At 39.5% G+C, this 18,246-nt stretch carries 17 protein-coding genes; 11 read left to right on the top strand and 6 right to left on the bottom strand.

What is annotated here, in order from left to right; genetic code table 11:
- Window positions 1-2 precede the first annotated feature (2 nt).
- Together NQ185_RS06035 and NQ185_RS06040 are read left to right on the top strand one after the other, a co-directional pair.
- Window positions 3-848, top strand: coding sequence for a polysaccharide deacetylase family protein (locus NQ185_RS06035; RefSeq protein WP_257580696.1), 846 nt, complete (start codon window positions 3-5; stop codon window positions 846-848).
- A gap of 3 nt (window positions 849-851) precedes the next feature.
- Window positions 852-2,279: a serine hydrolase domain-containing protein gene (locus NQ185_RS06040; RefSeq protein ID WP_257580697.1), complete on the top strand. Its 1,428-nt coding sequence runs from the start codon at window positions 852-854 to the stop codon at window positions 2,277-2,279.
- Between the two features lie 282 nt (window positions 2,280-2,561).
- Here NQ185_RS06040 and gdhA read toward each other — a convergent pair whose 3' ends face one another.
- Window positions 2,562-3,944: an NADP-specific glutamate dehydrogenase gene (gene gdhA, locus NQ185_RS06045; RefSeq protein ID WP_257580698.1), complete on the bottom strand. Its 1,383-nt coding sequence runs from the start codon at window positions 3,942-3,944 to the stop codon at window positions 2,562-2,564.
- A 171-nt stretch (window positions 3,945-4,115) separates the two neighbouring features.
- Between gdhA and gltC the strand changes: the two genes are divergently transcribed.
- From gltC to NQ185_RS06085, 8 genes are all read left to right on the top strand, one after another.
- A complete protein-coding gene (gltC, locus tag NQ185_RS06050) occupies window positions 4,116-5,018 on the top strand; it encodes a glutamate biosynthesis transcriptional regulator GltC (RefSeq protein WP_257580699.1) in 903 nt (300 codons plus the stop codon).
- Window positions 5,019-5,132: 114 nt separating this feature from the next.
- A complete protein-coding gene (locus NQ185_RS06055) occupies window positions 5,133-5,822 on the top strand; it encodes a phosphoribosylaminoimidazolesuccinocarboxamide synthase (RefSeq protein WP_257580700.1) in 690 nt (229 codons plus the stop codon).
- A gap of 22 nt (window positions 5,823-5,844) precedes the next feature.
- The gene (locus NQ185_RS06060) at window positions 5,845-6,294 is read left to right on the top strand and encodes a nucleoside deaminase (RefSeq protein ID WP_257580701.1); all 450 of its coding nucleotides are present in this window, start codon (window positions 5,845-5,847) and stop codon (window positions 6,292-6,294) included.
- A 623-nt stretch (window positions 6,295-6,917) separates the two neighbouring features.
- Window positions 6,918-7,952, top strand: coding sequence for a SepM family pheromone-processing serine protease (locus NQ185_RS06065; RefSeq protein ID WP_307000285.1), 1,035 nt, complete (start codon window positions 6,918-6,920; stop codon window positions 7,950-7,952).
- A 3-nt stretch (window positions 7,953-7,955) separates the two neighbouring features.
- Window positions 7,956-8,867: a DUF1002 domain-containing protein gene (locus tag NQ185_RS06070; protein ID WP_257580703.1), complete on the top strand. Its 912-nt coding sequence runs from the start codon at window positions 7,956-7,958 to the stop codon at window positions 8,865-8,867.
- A 107-nt stretch (window positions 8,868-8,974) separates the two neighbouring features.
- On the top strand, window positions 8,975-10,018 hold the full coding sequence (locus tag NQ185_RS06075) for an NAD(P)-dependent alcohol dehydrogenase (protein ID WP_307000290.1): 1,044 nt from the start codon (window positions 8,975-8,977) through the stop codon (window positions 10,016-10,018).
- 15 nt (window positions 10,019-10,033) lie between these two features.
- Window positions 10,034-11,206 (top strand): acyl-CoA dehydrogenase family protein, encoded by a 1,173-nt coding sequence (locus NQ185_RS06080; protein WP_257580704.1) that lies wholly within the window; start codon window positions 10,034-10,036, stop codon window positions 11,204-11,206.
- 18 nt (window positions 11,207-11,224) lie between these two features.
- Window positions 11,225-12,604, top strand: coding sequence for a leucyl aminopeptidase family protein (locus NQ185_RS06085; RefSeq protein ID WP_257580705.1), 1,380 nt, complete (start codon window positions 11,225-11,227; stop codon window positions 12,602-12,604).
- A 198-nt stretch (window positions 12,605-12,802) separates the two neighbouring features.
- Here NQ185_RS06085 and NQ185_RS06090 read toward each other — a convergent pair whose 3' ends face one another.
- Window positions 12,803-13,819: a DUF1646 family protein gene (locus tag NQ185_RS06090; protein ID WP_257580706.1), complete on the bottom strand. Its 1,017-nt coding sequence runs from the start codon at window positions 13,817-13,819 to the stop codon at window positions 12,803-12,805.
- A gap of 126 nt (window positions 13,820-13,945) precedes the next feature.
- On the opposite strand from NQ185_RS06090, the gene NQ185_RS06095 reads away from it, so the two are divergent.
- The gene (locus tag NQ185_RS06095; protein WP_257580707.1) at window positions 13,946-14,509 is read left to right on the top strand and encodes a YybS family protein; all 564 of its coding nucleotides are present in this window, start codon (window positions 13,946-13,948) and stop codon (window positions 14,507-14,509) included.
- Here the strand turns inward: NQ185_RS06095 and NQ185_RS06100 are convergent.
- The 4 genes from NQ185_RS06100 to NQ185_RS06115 all read right to left on the bottom strand — a co-directional run bounded on the left by NQ185_RS06100 (window position 14,487) and on the right by NQ185_RS06115 (window position 18,185).
- Window positions 14,487-15,806 (bottom strand): PQQ-dependent sugar dehydrogenase, encoded by a 1,320-nt coding sequence (locus NQ185_RS06100; RefSeq protein ID WP_257580708.1) that lies wholly within the window; start codon window positions 15,804-15,806, stop codon window positions 14,487-14,489. The two genes, NQ185_RS06095 and NQ185_RS06100, sit on opposite strands and share 23 nt — an antisense overlap.
- Before the next feature lie 62 nt (window positions 15,807-15,868).
- Window positions 15,869-17,461, bottom strand: coding sequence for an acetolactate synthase large subunit (locus NQ185_RS06105; protein ID WP_257580709.1), 1,593 nt, complete (start codon window positions 17,459-17,461; stop codon window positions 15,869-15,871).
- Between the two features lie 232 nt (window positions 17,462-17,693).
- On the bottom strand, window positions 17,694-17,870 hold the full coding sequence (locus NQ185_RS06110) for a hypothetical protein (protein ID WP_257580710.1): 177 nt from the start codon (window positions 17,868-17,870) through the stop codon (window positions 17,694-17,696).
- 117 nt (window positions 17,871-17,987) lie between these two features.
- Complete coding sequence (locus NQ185_RS06115) at window positions 17,988-18,185, bottom strand: hypothetical protein (protein WP_257580711.1); 198 nt, start codon at window positions 18,183-18,185, stop codon at window positions 17,988-17,990.
- Window positions 18,186-18,246: the final 61 nt, after the last annotated feature.

Consider the following 18,246-nt stretch of genomic DNA (forward strand, 5'->3'; position numbering starts at 1 on the left):
TAATGATGAGTAAAAATGAGCGTTTATTAATTTTGCATGCCGACGATTTTGGAATGTGCCATGCTACAAATCAAGCAATTATCAAACTTCTGGACGAAGGATCCATTTCTTCCACTACTTTAATGGTTAATTGTCCGTGGTCAACAGAAGCTGCAAACGCCGCGAAAAATAATCCGAATTTTGATGTAGGTGTACATCTCACGTTGACTAGTGAATGGGATCATTATAAATGGGGACCAGTCAATCTCAATGGGAATGTAGATACATTGGTAAATGAATTTGGCTATTTTCCTCCTGATCTTGAAAAGGTGGCACTTGCGGATCGTGAGCAGGTAAGGGAAGAAGTTATTGCCCAAATCGAAAAGGCAATTCAGATGGGAGTAGATCCTACTCATCTTGATAGCCATATGGGTGCCTATTTATTTTTTATGGATATCCATATTGAGGTCGCAGCAGAATATAACTTGCCGCTTCGGTTTACGAAAAATCCACCGCCTGGTTATCATATCGAAGCTTTGGAAGAACTCACCAAACTAGCCGATAGTAAAGGTGTTTTATATCCTGATTATATTCTTGGGCTGCCTTTTTGGCTAAATGAAGAGGATGGATATGAAGAGTCTAAGCAGAATGCAATTAATATTTTAAAAGATTTGAAGCCGGGTATTACGGAGCTATATCTTCATCCATCCTATGAATCCGAAGAATTAAAAGCAATTACAGAAACATGGCAAGCAAGACAATATGAGTTTGATATTTTCAGAGACCAAGAAGTGAAAAAGGTGCTTGCAGAAGAGAATATTAAAGTAATTGGTTGGAAGGAACTTCGGGAAAAACAGAGGGGGGAATGATTGATGATTCAAACTAAATTACCTAGAAGTAAACCTGAAGAACAGAATGTTTCTTCTCAATCTATCCTTGATTTTGTCAATGCTTTGGAAACAGAAGAGCTTGAGGTTCATAGCTTTATCGTTCTAAGGCACGGTCAAGTCATAGCGGAAGGAACGTGGGCTCCTTATGACAAGGAAGATCCACATATTCTTAATTCATTGAGCAAAAGTTTTACTTCAACTGCGATTGGTTTTGCTGCCTTCGAAGGAAAACTTACAGTGGACGATGCTGTCATTTCATTTTTTCCTGAATATATGACTGAAGAAATTGAGAATAATATGGCTAATTTGAAGGTGCGTCATTTGCTTTCGATGGCAACGGGGCATGATGAGGATACAACTCCTTATTTAAGAAGAAGCGAAGACTGGGTAAAGGAGTTTTTTAGTATTCCAGTTGTTCACGAGCCCGGCACTCACTTTTTGTATAATACAGGTGCCACCTATATGTTGTCGGCCATTTTAACAAAGGTGACCGGTATGAAGCTACTCGATTATTTGGAACCGCGTTTATTCAAGCCACTCGGTATGAGTGATATTACGACGACAACTTGTCCAAAGGGGATTCACTTTGGCGGTTCCGGAATGCGTGTCAAAATTGAGGATATTGCCAAATTTGGATTGCTTTACTTGCAAAAAGGAGTATGGGAAGGGAAACAAATTGTGCCGGAACATTGGGTAGAAGAGGCAACGAGTAAGCAAATATCGAATGGCGAAGATGAAAATAACGATTGGGCACAAGGATATGGATATCAATTTTGGCGCTGTCGCTACGGAGCATATCGTGGGGACGGGGCCTTTGGTCAATATTGTGTAGTTATGCCGGAACAAGATGCGGTTATTGCCGTAACATCAGGTGTGATGGATATGGGGGATATCCTGAACCTTGTTTGGGACCATTTACTTCCAGGCATGTCCGGTACTTTAGAAGGTGAACAATTGGATCTTGAACATAAATTAGCTTCCTTATCGTATGACGCACCCATGCTTTTAACTGCTTCTCCAAATAGTTATAAATGGTCATGTAAACAATTTGAAGCAGGGCCAAATGATGCCTCAATCACAAGGTTTTCTTTCAATTTTTCGGAAAACACAGGAGAATTTACTTTTTGGGATTCAGCAGGTGAGCAAGAGTTTCAATTTGGCTATGGAGAATGGATAGAAAATGATTTTAGTATAGCAGGTGAAAAGGTAAAGGCAGCCGTCAGTGGGACATGGCGTAATCGAAATACATTTGAGCTGACGCTTCGCTTACTTGGAACACCTTTCCGCGATACGTGGACATGTGATTTTATCAATGGCGGCGTAAGAATCAATATTTCCAGAAATATTTGGACGGTTCCCGGACTTTCAGATACGGCATTGCTCCCATCATTGGCTGGATATATCCAGTAAAACAAAAAAGCGGTTCTTTCAAATGAAAGAATCGCTTTTCTATGTCCAGCTCCAGCGCCTATCGACTAGCAAACTTCTTGCCCTTCTCTTTTGCGTAAGTCAACATCAGGTGAAATTTGAAATGCCAATTTCACTTGCTCGTTCCTCGCCGTGTTTCTTTTATCTCAGTCGAAGGTCGAAAAAGGAACGTCGACTAAAAACCGCCACGTCCTTAGTCTAAAGTCGACGGACCCGCATCCTGCGGGCCAGTACGTCGATAGCAAGGCGCTTATGCTTTTCATATTATATTACTCCATGCATTAGCATTGCATTTGCTACTTTTGTAAATCCAGCAATATTTGAACCGACCACAAGATTTCCGGTATGACCGTATTCATCTGCGGCTTTTATGCTATCACGATAAATTCCTGTCATAATCTTTTTCAGTTTAGAATCAACTTTTTCAAAAGACCATGGAACGCGTGAGCTGTTTTGGGCCATTTCGAGGGCTGAAACCGCAACGCCTCCAGCATTGGCTGCTTTACCGGGTCCAAAAAGCACTTCGCTTTCAAGGAAAATATCAATCGCTTCAAGAGTAGATGGCATATTTGCGCCTTCACCAATTGCTTTTACTCCATTAGAAATTAGCATTTTTGCGGAGTTTTCATCAATTTCATTTTGGGTGGCACATGGAAGAGCGATATCACATGGAATGGTCCAAATACCCGTGCTTCCTTCTACATATTGAGCATGAGGATGTTCTTTCACATACTCGGAAATTCTACTTCTCTCAACCTCTTTTAATCTTTTTACAGTGTCTAGACAAATCCCATTCTCGTCATAAATATAGCCATTTGAATCACTGCACGCCAAAACTTTCGCTCCGTATTCTTGTGCTTTTTCAATAGCATATATGGAAACATTTCCTGATCCCGAAACAACTACCGTACTTCCAGAAAAAGTGTATCCACGATCCTTTAGCATTTCTTCAACGAAATAAACAGTCCCGTATCCTGTCGCTTCTGTTCTTCCAAGACTTCCGCCGTAGCCTACACCCTTACCCGTAAATACACCGGCATCAAAGTTGCCGCGAAGTCTTTTGTATTGACCGAACATATAGCCAATTTCCCGAGCTCCAACTCCAATGTCTCCAGCCGGAACGTCAACGTCGGAACCGATATATTTTGTTAATTCGGTCATGAAGCTTTGACAAAACTTCATAATCTCCATATCGGACTTACCTTTAGGGTCAAAATCGGATCCACCTTTTCCGCCGCCGATTGATTGCCCTGTCAAAGCATTTTTAAAAATTTGTTCAAATCCAAGAAATTTTACAATACTTTGATTGACGGAAGGATGGAATCGCAATCCGCCTTTATAAGGTCCAATTGCACTATTATATTGAACACGGTATCCACGGTTCACCTGTACTTTTCCTTTGTCGTCCACCCATGGAACACGAAATGAAATAAGTCTTTCAGGCTCAACGATCATTTCCAAAATGCCCGCTTCCATATATTTAGGATGTCGCGCAAATACTGGAGTTAGAGAGTGAAAAATTTCTTTTACTGCTTGAAGAAATTCATATTCATTCGCATTGCGTTGAACTACCGTTTCATACACTTTATTGACATAGTTTTGCGCTTTTAACATACTTTCATCTTTCAAATTCATCACCATCGCCATCTTTTCCACTCCTTTACTGCATATTCTCCAGGCGCTGAAGTTAGATAATTAAAAAAACGAAACGAAAACTTCTTGTTAAAAGATATTTTATCTTCTACAATTAATCTAAACAATATGGATATTAGATAATATTGATGCCTTTATGAGATGAATGCGAAGAAGGTGGATATTTTGGAATTAAGACAAATACAATATTTCATTGAAGTTGCAAAGCGAGAACATATGACAGATGCGGCTGAAGCCTTACATGTCGCGCAATCTGCCGTAAGTAGACAAATTGTTAATCTAGAAGCTGAACTAGGTGTTGACCTTTTCATAAGGGAAGGAAGAAATATACGTTTGACACCAATTGGACACATGTTTTTAAAGAAAATGCATGAAGCGATGGACGTAATTGAACAAGCTAAACGGGAAATTGAAGAATCTCTTGACCCTGAAAAAGGCACCGTCCGAATTGGATTTCCAAGTAGCCTCGCTGCTCACTTACTTCCCACTGTCGTATCAGCATTTCGCAAACAATACCCCTATGTAAAGTTCCAACTCCATCAAGATTCATACCATCATTTAATTGACTCCGTCATAAAAGGTGAAATCGATATGGCACTCTTAGGACCGCTTCCAACGGAAGAAAGACGGGTAAAAAGTGAAATTTTATTTATGGAGAATCTTGTTGCGTTATTGTCCACAAACCATCCTTTGGCCAAAAAATCATCCATCACCTTAGATGACCTGCGCAGCGATTCCTTTATATTATCGCCAAGAGGATATATTCTAAGGGATATTGTCATCAAGGCATGCAAACAGCGCGGGTTCGAACCAGCTGTTGCTTTTGAAGGGAAGGATATAGACGCGATAAAAGGGTTGGTGTCGGCGGGTCTTGGTGCAACATTGCTTCCAGAAATAACATTAGTTGACAGTTTACCCCGTTCTACTGCAAAAATTCAAATAGTTGACCCTCGGGTTACGCGTGCAGTTGGTGTGATTATTCCTCGTGATCGGGTGCTCATGCCGACAGAATTACTTTTTTACGAATTTCTGAAAAACTTCTTTAATACATTAACAGGGTATCAATAATAAAGAATGTTTTACCCAATTTAAATAAACGTTAAACTTTATTTGAAGGAACTACTACCATTTTTTTGCTATACTGTTTATGCAATATCACTTCATAGAGAGAAGGAATGCTGAATGAAATTTGTTTATCAGGGAAAGACAAAGGATGTATATTCTCTAGAAGATGGAAATTATTTATTAAAATTTAAAGATGATGTCACAGGTGAAGATGGAGTTTTTGATCCAGGGGCCAACACAGTCGGTTTACAGATTGAAGGCGCGGGAAAAGCTGGGCTTCGTTTAACGAAGTTCTTTTTCGAAATTTTACAGGAAAAAGGGATTCCGACACATTATGTGAATGCGAATGTAGATGCTGCCGAAATGGTCGTAAAGCCAGGTAAAGTTTTTGGACATGGCCTTGAAGTAATTTGCAGGTACCGAGCGGTCGGAAGCTTCCTGCGTAGATATGGCAAGTATGCTGTAGAAGGACAGGAACTAGATGGGTTTGTTGAAGTGACATTGAAAGATGACGAAAGACAAGATCCACCGATCAGTGCGGATGCGCTGAGTATGCTGGGAATATTATCCCTTTCAGAATATGAAGAATTAAAAAAATTGACCCAGAAAATTAGTGGTATTGTCAAAGATGAACTGCAAAAAAGAAACATTGAATTATATGACATTAAACTAGAATTCGGTAGAACAGAACAGGGCAATGAAATTATGTTAATAGACGAAATATCCGGTGGGAATATGCGTGCTTATAAGGATGGCGTTTATATTGAGCCTTTGGGATTGGAAAAAATGTTAGTAGCTGAAATGTAATTGTTTTTTCGGAGGCGATACAATGGATCAATTTATGAAAAGAGCGGTTGAGCTTGCTGTCAAGAATATAAAAGAAGGTGGGCAGCCGTTCGGCGCCGTTCTCGTAAAAGATGATGAGGTCATTGCAGAAGGCGTAAATGAACTTCATATTAAATATGATGTAAGTGGGCACGCCGAGCTAATAGCAATTCGAAAAGCACAGGAAAAATTACAAACAGTTGACTTAAATGGCTGCACAATGTATGCAAGCGGTGAGCCATGCCCCATGTGCATGACGGCTATTTATTTTTCAGGCATTAAAAAGGTATACTATTGTGCGTCGATAGAAGATGCTAAGGGAGCGGGACTTGGTGCTTCCTCCTTCATATACAAAGATTTATCATTGCCTAGAGAGCAACGATCAATTGACATCGTACATATGCCACTTCAGTCAGGAATAGTTGATCCATTATCAAAATGGGCTAATAAGTAAAATAAGGTCAGTCCGAAATCCGGCTGACCATTCATTTTTTAATGGGTAAGACAAAAATTCATAAAAAGCCATCCATTGTTAAATCTACGCTTAATTCGGATTGAAAATGACCAATGACTAAGAACTGAAATGGTGTGAAACGTAGAATTGAGCTCGAATCGATGCTTGATTCGATCTGAAATCTATGGAAATGCAGAATTGAGCACGAATCCGTGCGTGATTCGATCAGAAAAAGTGTGAAACGTAGAATTGAGTTCGAATCGATGCCTGATTCGAACTGAAATCTATGGAAATGCAGAATTGAGCACGAATCAGTGCCTGATTCGATCAGAAAAAGTGTGAAACGTAGAATTGAGCTCGAATCGATGCTTAATTCGATCTGAAATCTATGGAAATGCAGAATTGAGCACGAATCCGTGCATGATTCGATCAGAAAAAGTGTGAAACGTAGAATTGAGCTCGAATCGATGCTTAATTCGATCTGAAATCTATGGAAATGCAGAATTGAGCACGAATCCTTGCTCTATGCCTTAAAAAAAATCGAAACTTATTAACCATTTTGTACGTCTATAAAATTTGAAAATATCTGTACATAGATATTTTAAGAAAGAAAGGGAGCAGATATGGGCTTTTTTAAGCAACGGAAAAATAAAGTTTTTGTGGTGATATGCGTTTTGCTTGTCGTTACGTTTTTTATCCCAACGCCATACTACATTTTTCAACCCGGATCTGTAGAAGAACTCGGTTCAAAAGTTACAGTGGAGGGCGGCGATAAAACGTCTGCTGGAAATCTGTATTTAACAACGGTTCTCTCTTTGAGGGCTAGTAATATTTATTATTTAGCTTATGGGATGATTGCTCCGCACACTGATTTGCGGAAAGTAGTGGAAGTAAGGGGCGATATGTCCGACGAAGAGTATAGTAAAATCTTGGATCATATGATGACGACATCTCAACAGCATGCTCTTGTAGCAGGCCTTCGAGCTGCGGGAGAAGAAGTGAATGTGAAGCCGAACGGAATTTTTATCACAAGCATCCTCGATACATCAAATGCAAAAGGAAAGCTTAATATTGGGGATATTATCACGGAAGTCGATGATCAGCCAATTGAAAAAGCATCAGATTTTCTTGATTATCTCTCCAACAAAAAAGCCGGTGATGCAGTAAAGTTAATGTTTAATCGTAATGGCACTGTTAAAACAGAAACAGTAGAGCTCATTCCGATTAAAAATAGCCCGAATCAAGCGGGAGTTGGGATTGGACCCGAAGACCAATATACGGTTGAAACAAATCGCACTGTTAAAATTAGTGCAGAAGACATTGGAGGTCCATCTGCGGGTCTCATGTTTTCGCTAGAGGTTTATAATCAGTTGACTCCTGGTGATTTAACGAAAGGATACGAAATAGCGGGTACCGGTACGATTGACATGGATGGCAATGTAGGCCAAATTGGTGGAATCCGCGAAAAAATAACAGCCGTAGAAAAGGCAGGGATGGATATTTTCTTTTGCCCAGCAGATCTATTAGATGGGGATACAAATTTGGCAGATGTAAAAGACGAAGTGCAAAAAGAAGGATACAACGTTAAAATCGTTCCTGTAAAGAACATTCAAGAGGCGATTGATTACTTGGAAAAGCTGGCGCCTAAGGAGGGGTAATAGTTGAAACAATGGAGCAAAATTGCAATAGCATTTTTATTGGGAATTAGTTTTATCCTGAACGGGATTGGATCAGCTGCAGCAGATCAAAATACAGATGAAGAAGCGATTAATGAGAAATTTGGCCTTCCAATTGTCGTATACGGTGAGACGTTAACTACTGAACAAAAAGACGAAGTGAGAAAGCTTTTAAAAGTAAACGATCCATCAAAAGTAGAAGAGATTATAGTTACTGCTAAAGACTTAGCTAGGCTAATCGACGGGAATCCGAATTCAAGGATGTTTTCTTCAGCCAAGATTACATTGAAAGAAAAGGGAAATGGACTCGTTGTAACTCGGGTGACTCCGGATTATATAACGGAAGTAACGGAAGAAATGTATGCAAACGCGATGTTGACGGCGGGAATTGAAAATGCAACTGTTGAGGTTGCATCACCTGTTAAGGTTACTGGACATTCGGCACTTGTCGGCATCTATAAAGCGTATGAAAGCCGCGGAGAAACCTTGGATAAAGATAGGATGGAAGTGGCGAATGAGGAGCTTGATTTAGCCACAGATTTAGCGGGAAAAGAAGGTCTTGACGATGAAAAGGTTAGTGAACTGTTAACGGAAATTAAAAAAGCAATTGCTGACCAAAACCCGGCTACAAAAGAAGATGTAGAAAAAATAGTGGAAGAACAATTGAACAAAATGAAAATTGAACTGAGTCCGGAAGATAGGCAATTATTGATTGATTTATTCGAAAAAATGCGTTCGATTAACATTGACTTTGGAAATGTAAAAACTCAACTTGAAGATATTTCAAAAGGTATAAAGAAGAAGTTGGAAAATGTGATTGGAGATGAAGGTTTTTGGGATAGTGTCAGCAACTTTTTTAAAAAGCTCTTTGAATCAATCGCAAATCTATTTAAATAGAAGAAGGTAGAGGACAGTATGAATTTTTACTGTCTTTTTTTTCTAAACTTTCTAGCTTAATAGGGTTATAATAATGTAAAGGTTTTCTAATAGAGGGGGAGAGTGAATTGTCGGCTGTTATGAATGCAGCAATTTTAAACAAACCGTTAGATATCGAGGTTGAACAAGTTGCTGTTCCGGTACCGAAAAAGGATGAAGCTTTAGTAAAAGTTTACTGCATCGGTGTTTGCGGATCCGATGTCCACTATTATGAGCATGGGAAAATCGGTAGATACGAAGTGAAGGAGCCACTTATTTTAGGCCATGAATTGGCTGGGGAAGTTGTGGGAATCGGCGATGATGTGAAGAATGTTTCGGTTGGAGATCGTGTCGCTGTTGAGCCAGGGGTTACTTGTGGAAAATGTGAATACTGCAAATCTGGCAGGTACAACCTATGCCCAGATGTTATTTTTATGGCAACCCCACCTGTTGATGGAGCATGGGCTGAGTATGTTGTAATTCGCAGCGATTTCCTTTTCAAAATCCCAGATGAGATGTCTTATGAAGAGGGTGCCTTGCTAGAACCGCTTTCCGTAGGAATTCATGCGATGAAGCGTGGAAAAGCAACGATGGCTGATCGACTTTTTGTCAGTGGACTTGGTCCAATTGGGCTGCTAGCCATTCAAGCGGCGAAAATGTTCGGGATCACCGAAATCTATGCGAGTGATGTCGTCCCTTTTAGAAGACAACTAGCTAAGGGATTGGGTGTTACCGCTGTTTTTGATCCTATTCACGAAGATATCAAAGAGCGTATTTCAACATTAACCGAGCAAAAAGGTGTAAATTTAGTAGTAGAGACATCCGGTAATGGAAAAGCAATTTCTGATACAGTAAAAATAGTCAATAGAGGTGGACGCATTGTTCTAATTGGCCTTCCCACCACAGATTCAATTACCTTAGATGTAAACGTATTGATTGATGGAGAAATCGATGTTTTTGGCGTTTTTCGCTACGCAAATACATATCCGATTGCTATTCAAGCGCTCAAGAATTCGCAAATCAATATTGAAGACATCATAACTCATAAATTTTCGTTAAAAGAAATTAAGGATGCCGTTGAACTGGCCCGTACACAAAAAGATACGAGTGTTAAAGTAATGATTTATCCTTAAAAGGTGAGGTGCTTTATGAACTATAAAGACTATTTTATTCGAAACGAAAGAGAACAAAAATTTGCGAAAATGGCTGATACGCTTGCGGTCAATTTCTCTAAAAGGGCTTACGAGCATGATGTGGAGGGTTCATTCCCATTTGAAAACTTTAAAGATATGAAAGAAGCGGGATATTTGAAAACGACCGTTCCTAAAGAATACGGCGGGGATGAGGCATCATTATATGAAATGGTCCTAATGCAAGAGAGGATTGCAAAAGGGGACGGCTCTACCGCGCTTGGTGTCGGCTGGCATATAGGAATGATGCTCAGTTTAAGAGAAAGCCGCGAATGGCCGGAAAAATTATTCAAAGATTTTTGTAAAAAAGTAGTGGAAGACGGTGAAATGATCAACGCATTTGCGAGCGAGCGTGCTACTGGAAGCCCAGCACGAGGAGGGCGACCACAAACAACAGCTGAGAAAACTGCAGATGGGTGGGTTATATCCGGAAGAAAAACATTCAGTACTTTGAGCCCGATATTAAATTATTTCGTGGTTAGTGCCGGAATCAAAGATGAAAATAAGATCGGCCGCTTTTTAGTTAAAAAATCCGAGAATGTTAAAATCGAAGAAACATGGAATACGATGAGCATGAGAGCGACGGGGAGCCACGATGTTGTTTTAGACAATGTGTTTGTACCAGATTCTGCTTTGATTGAAATTGAAATTCCAGGGGAGAAAACACATCATCAAAGTGATTCAGGCTGGATGCTTCATATTCCTGCCTGTTATATTGGAATTGCACATGCAGCAAGGGATTTTGCTGTGCAGTTTGCTTTAAATTATCGTCCTAATAGTTTGCCTGGTCCCATTGCCGAAGTGGAACATATCCAGCAGAAAATTGGGAAAATAGAAGTGGAATTAAAAACGGCAAGAATGTTGCTATATTCTGTGGCGGATCGATGGGACAAAAAACCTGAAGGCAGACTTGGGCTCAATTCGGAGCTTGGTCTTGCCAAATATGTTGCAACAAATTCAGCATTATCAATTGTAGATCAAGCGATGCGTATTGTCGGAGGAGGCAGTCTATCGAGAAAACTGCCGCTTGAAAGAATGTATCGTGATGTGCGGGCCGGCTTACATAATCCTCCAATGGATGATGCGGTATTAAAGGGTTTGGCAACTTCAGCACTTTGGCCAAAAAATTAAACTTAGGAGAGAAGATTCATGACAACTAAGGCATATATTACTTTTTCAAATAATTCTCTTGTGGAAAATGATCCGCCATTAAAAGAATTTATTCAAAACCACCAAGAAAAATTTATAACATTATTATTAGATGGAAACGTGTATGCAATCATTAAAGAGAAAGATTGCGCTTATGAAGAAGTTAGAAATATGGCAGGATCTATTGCTAGAGAATTGAGCGGTAGAAAAATTCCATCTGTCATTTTAGAAGGCGCTGTTTTGGAAAATGGTTTTTCTAAACTGGACAAAGGAAGAGCGGTTTGCGCTTTTATTGAAGGATGGGAATTAGGTTCTTATCAATTTTTAACGTATAAATCTGATAAAAAATCATTTAAAACAAGTTTAGAATTAATAGATTGTGAAGATGTACAGTCTTCTATTAAAGAGGGAGAAGCAAGAGCTAAAGCTGTATCATTTTCAAGAGATTTGATGAATGAAATACCAAGTGCATTAAACCCGGAAACGTATCCTGCAGTACTTGAAAAGGAATTTAAGAATACAGAAGCAAAAGTGCAAATTGTACGAGGAAAGCAATTAGAAGAACGTCAAATGAACGGGGTTTTAGCCGTTTGTCGTGGAAGCAAATATGAACCTGCTTTCGTAGAAATTTCTTATTGTCGTGATAAAACAAAGCCTCACGTCGTGCTCGTAGGAAAAGGAGTCACCTTTGATACAGGTGGGATTAGTTTAAAAAGAGGCGCTGATATTAGCGATATGAAAATGGATATGGGGGGATCTGCTGCGGTTGCCGGTGCAATGAAGCTTATTGTTGAAATGAAGGCAAACGTGAATGTAACGGCACTCATTCCAATTGTGGAAAATATGCCTGATAGCCAGTCATTTCTCCCTTCAGAAGTCATTCATTATAAAAATGGCTTAACAGTGCAAGTCGGAAATACAGATGCCGAAGGAAGACTCATTTTAGCGGACGGTTTAATTCGTGCAGGTGAGTTAAAAGCCGATTATATTGTAGATATCGCTACTTTGACCGGTGCAATAGGAAACGCGCTCGGATCGAAAATTGCAGGTGTATTTGGTGACGAAGAGTTGGCGGATGAAATGAAAAAAATCGGTAGGGAAAATGGCGACTACGTATGGCCAATGCCGCTTGTAGATGCCTATGATGCCTATTTGAATAGTGATTACGCTGACCTTTGCAACATCAGTTCAAAAGGCGAAGCCGGTTCCATTACGGCTGGTTTATTCTTGCGTCGATTTGTTCCAAAGTCTAGTAAGTGGCTGCATATTGATATGGCGGGAGTAATGGCAAGCAATCGTGCATCAGGATATTATCCAAAAGCAGCAACAGGATTTGGTGCCCGTCTTTTAGCGGACTTTACAACACATATATCAAAATAATAAGAAAAGCGGAAGCGCCTTGCTCATCAGCGTATGGATTTCGTAGTTGCTGACGAGATAAAGGAAACGCAGCGGAGCCCCTTGGGCGAATCTGGCTTCCTTATCGTAGGAAGGGACATAGAAATCCACTAGTCGATAGGCGCTGTAGCTAGACAATAAGATAAATGGCGCACTTCTGAAAAAGAAGTGCGCCATTTTTTATCCAAATAACAAAATCACAATAAAATAAGCAACCATCGCAATTAAGCCTACAGGTACTCCGAAACGTGCCCATTCACGGCTTGTAATGTTCAACTTTCCTGCTGCAATAATGTTAGGGATGTTTCCTGGAATTAGCATTCCACCGCTAATTAAAAGACCAAGCAAGATCGCTTTAATCGTAGGCTCGTCCATTGCGGGACTAATTTCTGCTGCTGCAAGTGTGGCATTATCCAAAATAGCAGATATCATATTAATCCAATATAACAATAACGGGCTTAAGCCTAATAAGTATTTTTCGATAAAAGGTTCAAAACCGGATCCAAGTAGAGTTAAACCCATAACAAATAAATAGATTTTTACGGCCCGAATAATAATTTCTGAGTAGCTTTCTGTAGTTTGTTGTGCCGATAACCCATCCTCTGTCGCTTTAGGACTGACGAGAATGGCAGCAAGGATTCCAAATAAGGCTACAGCGGGAATAACATCGACCCCAATTAATTGAAGTAAATAAAAAAAGTCTTCATTTAACTTACTAATCGCAATCGTCGATAACGGTTCACCAATCGGTGTCAACGCCGCCCCTAGACCGATTGAAAAACAAGCAAGTACAACGAGGCGTAATTCTGACTTGCGGTCTAGTTTGAGTACGCTGACAACGACTACAAGCACAATAGCTGCAATAATGGCAGTAATGATGCTTGAAATGAGTCCTAAGAAAATGACTGTTAAAGCGACAAACAATCGAAAAGGAATCGCTTTGCTTATACCTAAAATACCTTTTTCAACTGGTGTTTGAAGCCATTTGAATAATAATCCTGCTATAAGAACAGCTAATGTAATATGTATCGGGTCCTCCAAAGCCTTCATAAACAAGCTTTTATCCAACACATGGCTAATGAAAGCTGCAGCTAGTCCCATGAGAAATAAGAAAGCCTCTAAATTGTGTTCAACCTTTTTAACAGTAAACGGCAAAAATAAAACGAGTATTAAGATGATTGTTAATCCAAGTATCATATTCTCTTCCTTTACTTTTTTTCCTATTATAACATGAATTAATTTCTGTGAGAGGTTCTAGCAACTAAATGAAATTTTGGTCATACAATGATTGAAGGTTATCCCAAAAGGTTAAGGGAGGGAAAAATGTACTTTTCAAAAATAATCTCGAATGATGCGAAATCTATCCATACAGCTGCTAGTCAACACCCTTTTACGTGGCGATTGGTTTTGGTTTCTTTATTAAGCTGCTTGGCCACTGTATTTCAGGCAGCAGGTGGATTTGTCCCAATCATTGGATTATTCATCAGTCCACTCGCGACTGCACCCATTATCATTTGCTCAATCTTATCAATACGACTCGGAATACTATCTTATTTATCGACAATCTTACTCTTATTTATATTACAACCCAGCGAACTCATCGTATTTCCATTTACGACTGGCTTGCTGGGTCTCGGAATTGGAATTGCATTATTACACTTTAATAATAGGCTTAGTATTCTTATCAGTGGATGTGCTGTTTTATTTACTGGAATCCTATCAGTATTGTATATTTTTAAATTTCCACTACTCGGACCGATGGCATCAACTTCATTTAATCTGTATATGGCAGGTGGAATATTATTGTTTTCCTTATCGTATACTTGGATTTGGCTTGAAATTAGTGTGATTTGTTTAAAACGAATTAAACTGAGGTTTGTTTCGTGACTTTCCAAATGACACCTGTATTTGGATAAAAACCACCTGAAGGGTTATTAAGACCAAAATCGGCAATGTACATTTCATTGCGGCTTCCAAACACTATGTCAATCGGCCTCTCAAAACCACCAGCACCCGTTTTTGAATCTGCAATACCTGTTTTATTAATAGCAAAAGGAAAAACTTCTCCTGTCTCAATATTTATTCTCGATACACGATGTCCGACATCTGGAAGAGGTTTCCCGCCAGTAGTGCGGGGGGCATTACTGCCAAACTCTGCGATATACGCTTCGTTTGTCGGTCCAAAAGTAGGATCTTCATTAAAGTCAAAGCCCATGATGGCAGAATGTGGTGCAAAAGTTGCGACAGGGTGTGGCGGCTGCATTGGATGCTGTGCAAGTAAAAATGACGGCTGTGGCTTACCTTCAGGCTTAAATTCGGGATTCGTTACAGGGAGGCCGCCAGTAAAATCTGGCCAGCCATACCAAACTCCTTGTTGGATCCATTGAAATTCATCTGGAGAATTGTTAACAGGGCGACTGCCTCTTACATCCATTCCATGGTTTCCGCAGAAGAGTCGCTGAAAACGATCGAATTTAAGCCTAAATGGATTTCTTAATCCCCATGCGACAAGCTCGAGATTTGATCCATCCGGATTTGCACGCAAAATGCTGCCGCTTGCTTTAGTACTCCCTTTAATGATTTCACCTGTATATGAAGGGGTGCCAAAAGGGGAATATGCTCCGGTTACAGCGGTTCTATTATCTGATTTGGCAAGAACGTTTTTTGTCCGGAAGTTTTCTCCTGTCAACATAATAGGCGCTCCGGGGTCGTCATGGAAATAGGGGTGCTCTTTCACCCAATGATTGTCCTCGCCAACGACTCCTGTATTTGTCGCTGTTCCTTGGCCGAAATACATTTTTCCATCTTCTCCAAAAATAACACGATTATTATGGTGGTCGCCGAAACTTGGAAGGCCTGAGAGAATGTCTTCTTTAGTACCATCTTTTTTGACGACAGTTATGAATCCACGATGTGCTACAAAAATATCCCCTTGATGATAGGTGATGCCTGTTAGTGGCGGATGAAAACCCTCGGCTATGACATCAAATCCATTTTCAGTCAGCTTCATGACTTTTCCGCTGCCTGAAAGGATTCCTGCATCACCAACTAGCATTTCTCCATCATCAGTAAATGTAATATTGATGGGTGTCATTAATTCTTTAGCAAAAACTTCAATCGTAAAGCCAGGAGGCAAAGCGATATCATTTGGATTTACATTTCGTTCCTTCATTTCTCTTTCCAAATTTTTCACCCCATAAAATAATCATTATCCTAATGAATATTCGTAGAGGTTTTAATCTATGTTCAATGCTTCAGCGGAATCTCGAATAATATAAGCTCTTCAGAAGATAGGGCAGACTTCAATAATTTTTCAAATTCATTAAGAGTTTGCGGTCTCACTCCTTTTACCCCAAAACTCGTTGCTAATTGCACAAAATCAGGATTCCCGAAGTTAACACCGAAGCTATTTCCGAATTTCTTATTCATCATTTGCTTTTCGAGTTCCAATACGTAATCGTTCAGAACAATCATGATAAATGAAAGACCGAGTCGTCTTGCTGTTTCAATTTCTGCAAAATTCATTAATGCTCCTCCGTCTCCCATAATGCAAATAATGCTGTCATTTGGCCGTGCTAACTTGGCTCCGATTGAACTGGGGATGGCTATTCCCATTGAGGCAAAGCCGTTTGAAATAAGTATATCTCCAGCTTGTTTTGGTTGATACGTACGTGCAACTGCTATTTTGTGTGCACCCACATCGGAAATCAAAATCGTCTGATCCGTTGAAACCTTTTCGATAACATGCAAAATATTTTCCGTTGTTAAAGGGAGCTGGGATAAGTTTTTTTCGTTGTAAGTAATTTGATATGTTTGCTCGATGCTTGTTTTTAAATTTCCCGAAGGGGTCCAATTTTTTGAAGAGATTGGAAGTGAATTCATTTCCTGCAATGTCATTGGAATATTCCCTATCAATTCCGAAGTTACGGGATAAAATTCATCCACATGAGCTGGATGTGCATCGATATGTAGTACTGGTATTTTATTTCGGTTCCATTCTTTTGGAAGTCGTTCTACAAAATCAAAGCCAATCACAATTAATAAATCCGCTTCATCAATTCCCGATAAAACAAGGTCATTTTCCTCAAATCCAAAAGCAAAATAATTAAAGGGATTCTCTTTTGGCAGGATGCCTTTCGCTGTAAAAGAATGGGTGACAGGTGCCTGTAATCTTTCGCTGAATTTTATTAACTCTTTAACACCTTCCTGCCGTATGACTCCACTCCCGACAACTACAAATGGTTTCTTACTTTCATTAAGAATGTAATAAGCTTTCGTAATTGATAAGTGATCGGGTTGATTACATGGCATTGGAAGGACTGGTATGATCTTAGGAGGTGCGGGTTCCATTGCCAAATTCTCAGGGACGACAAGAATGGCGGGACCGGGTTTTTCCATTTGGGATATGCGAAATGCGTTCCGAATTATTTCTTGAATGGAAAGGTTGTCTAATATTTCCACTGCCAACTTTGTAATTGGGTCAAACATTTTGACGATGTTAATAAACTGATGGGAGGGCTTATTTTCTTTATTAAGTCCAGTCTGACCTGTAATTGCAACAACTGGAGAATAATCGAGGAAGGAACTAGCAATCCCTGTCATCAAATTCGTTGCGCCTGGGCCTAAAGTGGACATGCAAACTCCTGTCTTACTAGAAAATTTCCCATATGCACTTGCCATAAACGCGGCGCCTTGTTCGTGGCGGACTGGAATGAATGTAATCTGCTTAGATTTGGAAAGAGAATCAATGAAGTCTAGAGTTTCCTTTCCAACAATGCCAAAAATGTATTCAACTCCTTCATTTTCCAAACAGTGTACTAATGTATCTGCTGCTTTCATTTTCATCCTCCTAGAAACATGATATCACCTATTAGTTTTTGATATATATGAAAAAAAATGCCTCTCAAATGAGAAGCATTTTGTAAAAACGGCAATATCAATCTTAATTCGTCATATTTCCCCGGAAATATTCGATAATTATTGAAAATTTATCGAAAGATGAGACTATATCATTAGCGAAATTGATATAAATAAGGTTTCACCGTGAGTAGGGGGAACCACGACTTTTTTATTAGGTCGGTTTATTTGCTTTAGCTTGAATCTTCCCGCCAATTATAAAGGATGCCAGTAATAAGAAACCTAAAATAATGACGACCCAGCTTTTATTAATGAAACCCAACATAATGATAGGGTAAGCAGCCGCAGACATGTAAGCTAAATTGAATTGGCTTTTCCTTTTCCTTTTCATTTACTTTGCCTCCTATTCAAATCCAATTCTAGTTATTTCTACATTGACAAAGCCGGCGATAAAGAGACCTAATCCAATCGTACTTAGTAACAAACTAGACACTAGGTTCATTGCTCACTAGGAATCAAACATTTTTCGACTTCGTTTTTTGAATGCGATGGATTTTTGAAAGGCAAGTTCCAATACTTCATGCAAAGTACTTTTAAAATATTTGTTGCGTTTTTTTCTCGGAAACATCCATGCTTGATTTGCTTTTCGTTGCCTTTCCATTTCTTCATACTTCATTCTTTTTTCCACTGTATATAAGTTCATCATTTCTGATCTCCTCCAAAGTGTTATTAATTCCTATTGTAAAGGGAATGGAGGAGGTTAAAAA

The organism is Lederbergia panacisoli, from assembly GCF_024626525.1.
GTDB lineage: Bacteria > Bacillota > Bacilli > Bacillales > Bacillaceae_C > Lederbergia > Lederbergia panacisoli.

Bases quoted from the DNA above. Each gene is read 5' to 3' on its own strand.
- NQ185_RS06035 (WP_257580696.1), top strand. From the start codon at position 3: ATGATGAGTAAAAATGAGCGTTTATTAATTTTGCATGCCGACGATTTT.
- NQ185_RS06040 (WP_257580697.1), top strand. From the start codon at position 852: ATGATTCAAACTAAATTACCTAGAAGTAAACCTGAAGAACAGAATGTT.
- gdhA (WP_257580698.1), bottom strand. From the start codon at position 3,944: ATGGCGATGGTGATGAATTTGAAAGATGAAAGTATGTTAAAAGCGCAA.
- NQ185_RS06055 (WP_257580700.1), top strand. From the start codon at position 5,133: ATGAAATTTGTTTATCAGGGAAAGACAAAGGATGTATATTCTCTAGAA.
- NQ185_RS06060 (WP_257580701.1), top strand. From the start codon at position 5,845: ATGGATCAATTTATGAAAAGAGCGGTTGAGCTTGCTGTCAAGAATATA.
- NQ185_RS06065 (WP_307000285.1), top strand. From the start codon at position 6,918: ATGGGCTTTTTTAAGCAACGGAAAAATAAAGTTTTTGTGGTGATATGC.
- NQ185_RS06080 (WP_257580704.1), top strand. From the start codon at position 10,034: ATGAACTATAAAGACTATTTTATTCGAAACGAAAGAGAACAAAAATTT.
- NQ185_RS06085 (WP_257580705.1), top strand. From the start codon at position 11,225: ATGACAACTAAGGCATATATTACTTTTTCAAATAATTCTCTTGTGGAA.
- NQ185_RS06090 (WP_257580706.1), bottom strand. From the start codon at position 13,819: ATGATACTTGGATTAACAATCATCTTAATACTCGTTTTATTTTTGCCG.
- NQ185_RS06095 (WP_257580707.1), top strand. From the start codon at position 13,946: ATGTACTTTTCAAAAATAATCTCGAATGATGCGAAATCTATCCATACA.
- NQ185_RS06105 (WP_257580709.1), bottom strand. From the start codon at position 17,461: ATGAAAGCAGCAGATACATTAGTACACTGTTTGGAAAATGAAGGAGTT.
- NQ185_RS06110 (WP_257580710.1), bottom strand. From the start codon at position 17,870: ATGAAAAGGAAAAGGAAAAGCCAATTCAATTTAGCTTACATGTCTGCG.
- NQ185_RS06115 (WP_257580711.1), bottom strand. From the start codon at position 18,185: ATGATGAACTTATATACAGTGGAAAAAAGAATGAAGTATGAAGAAATG.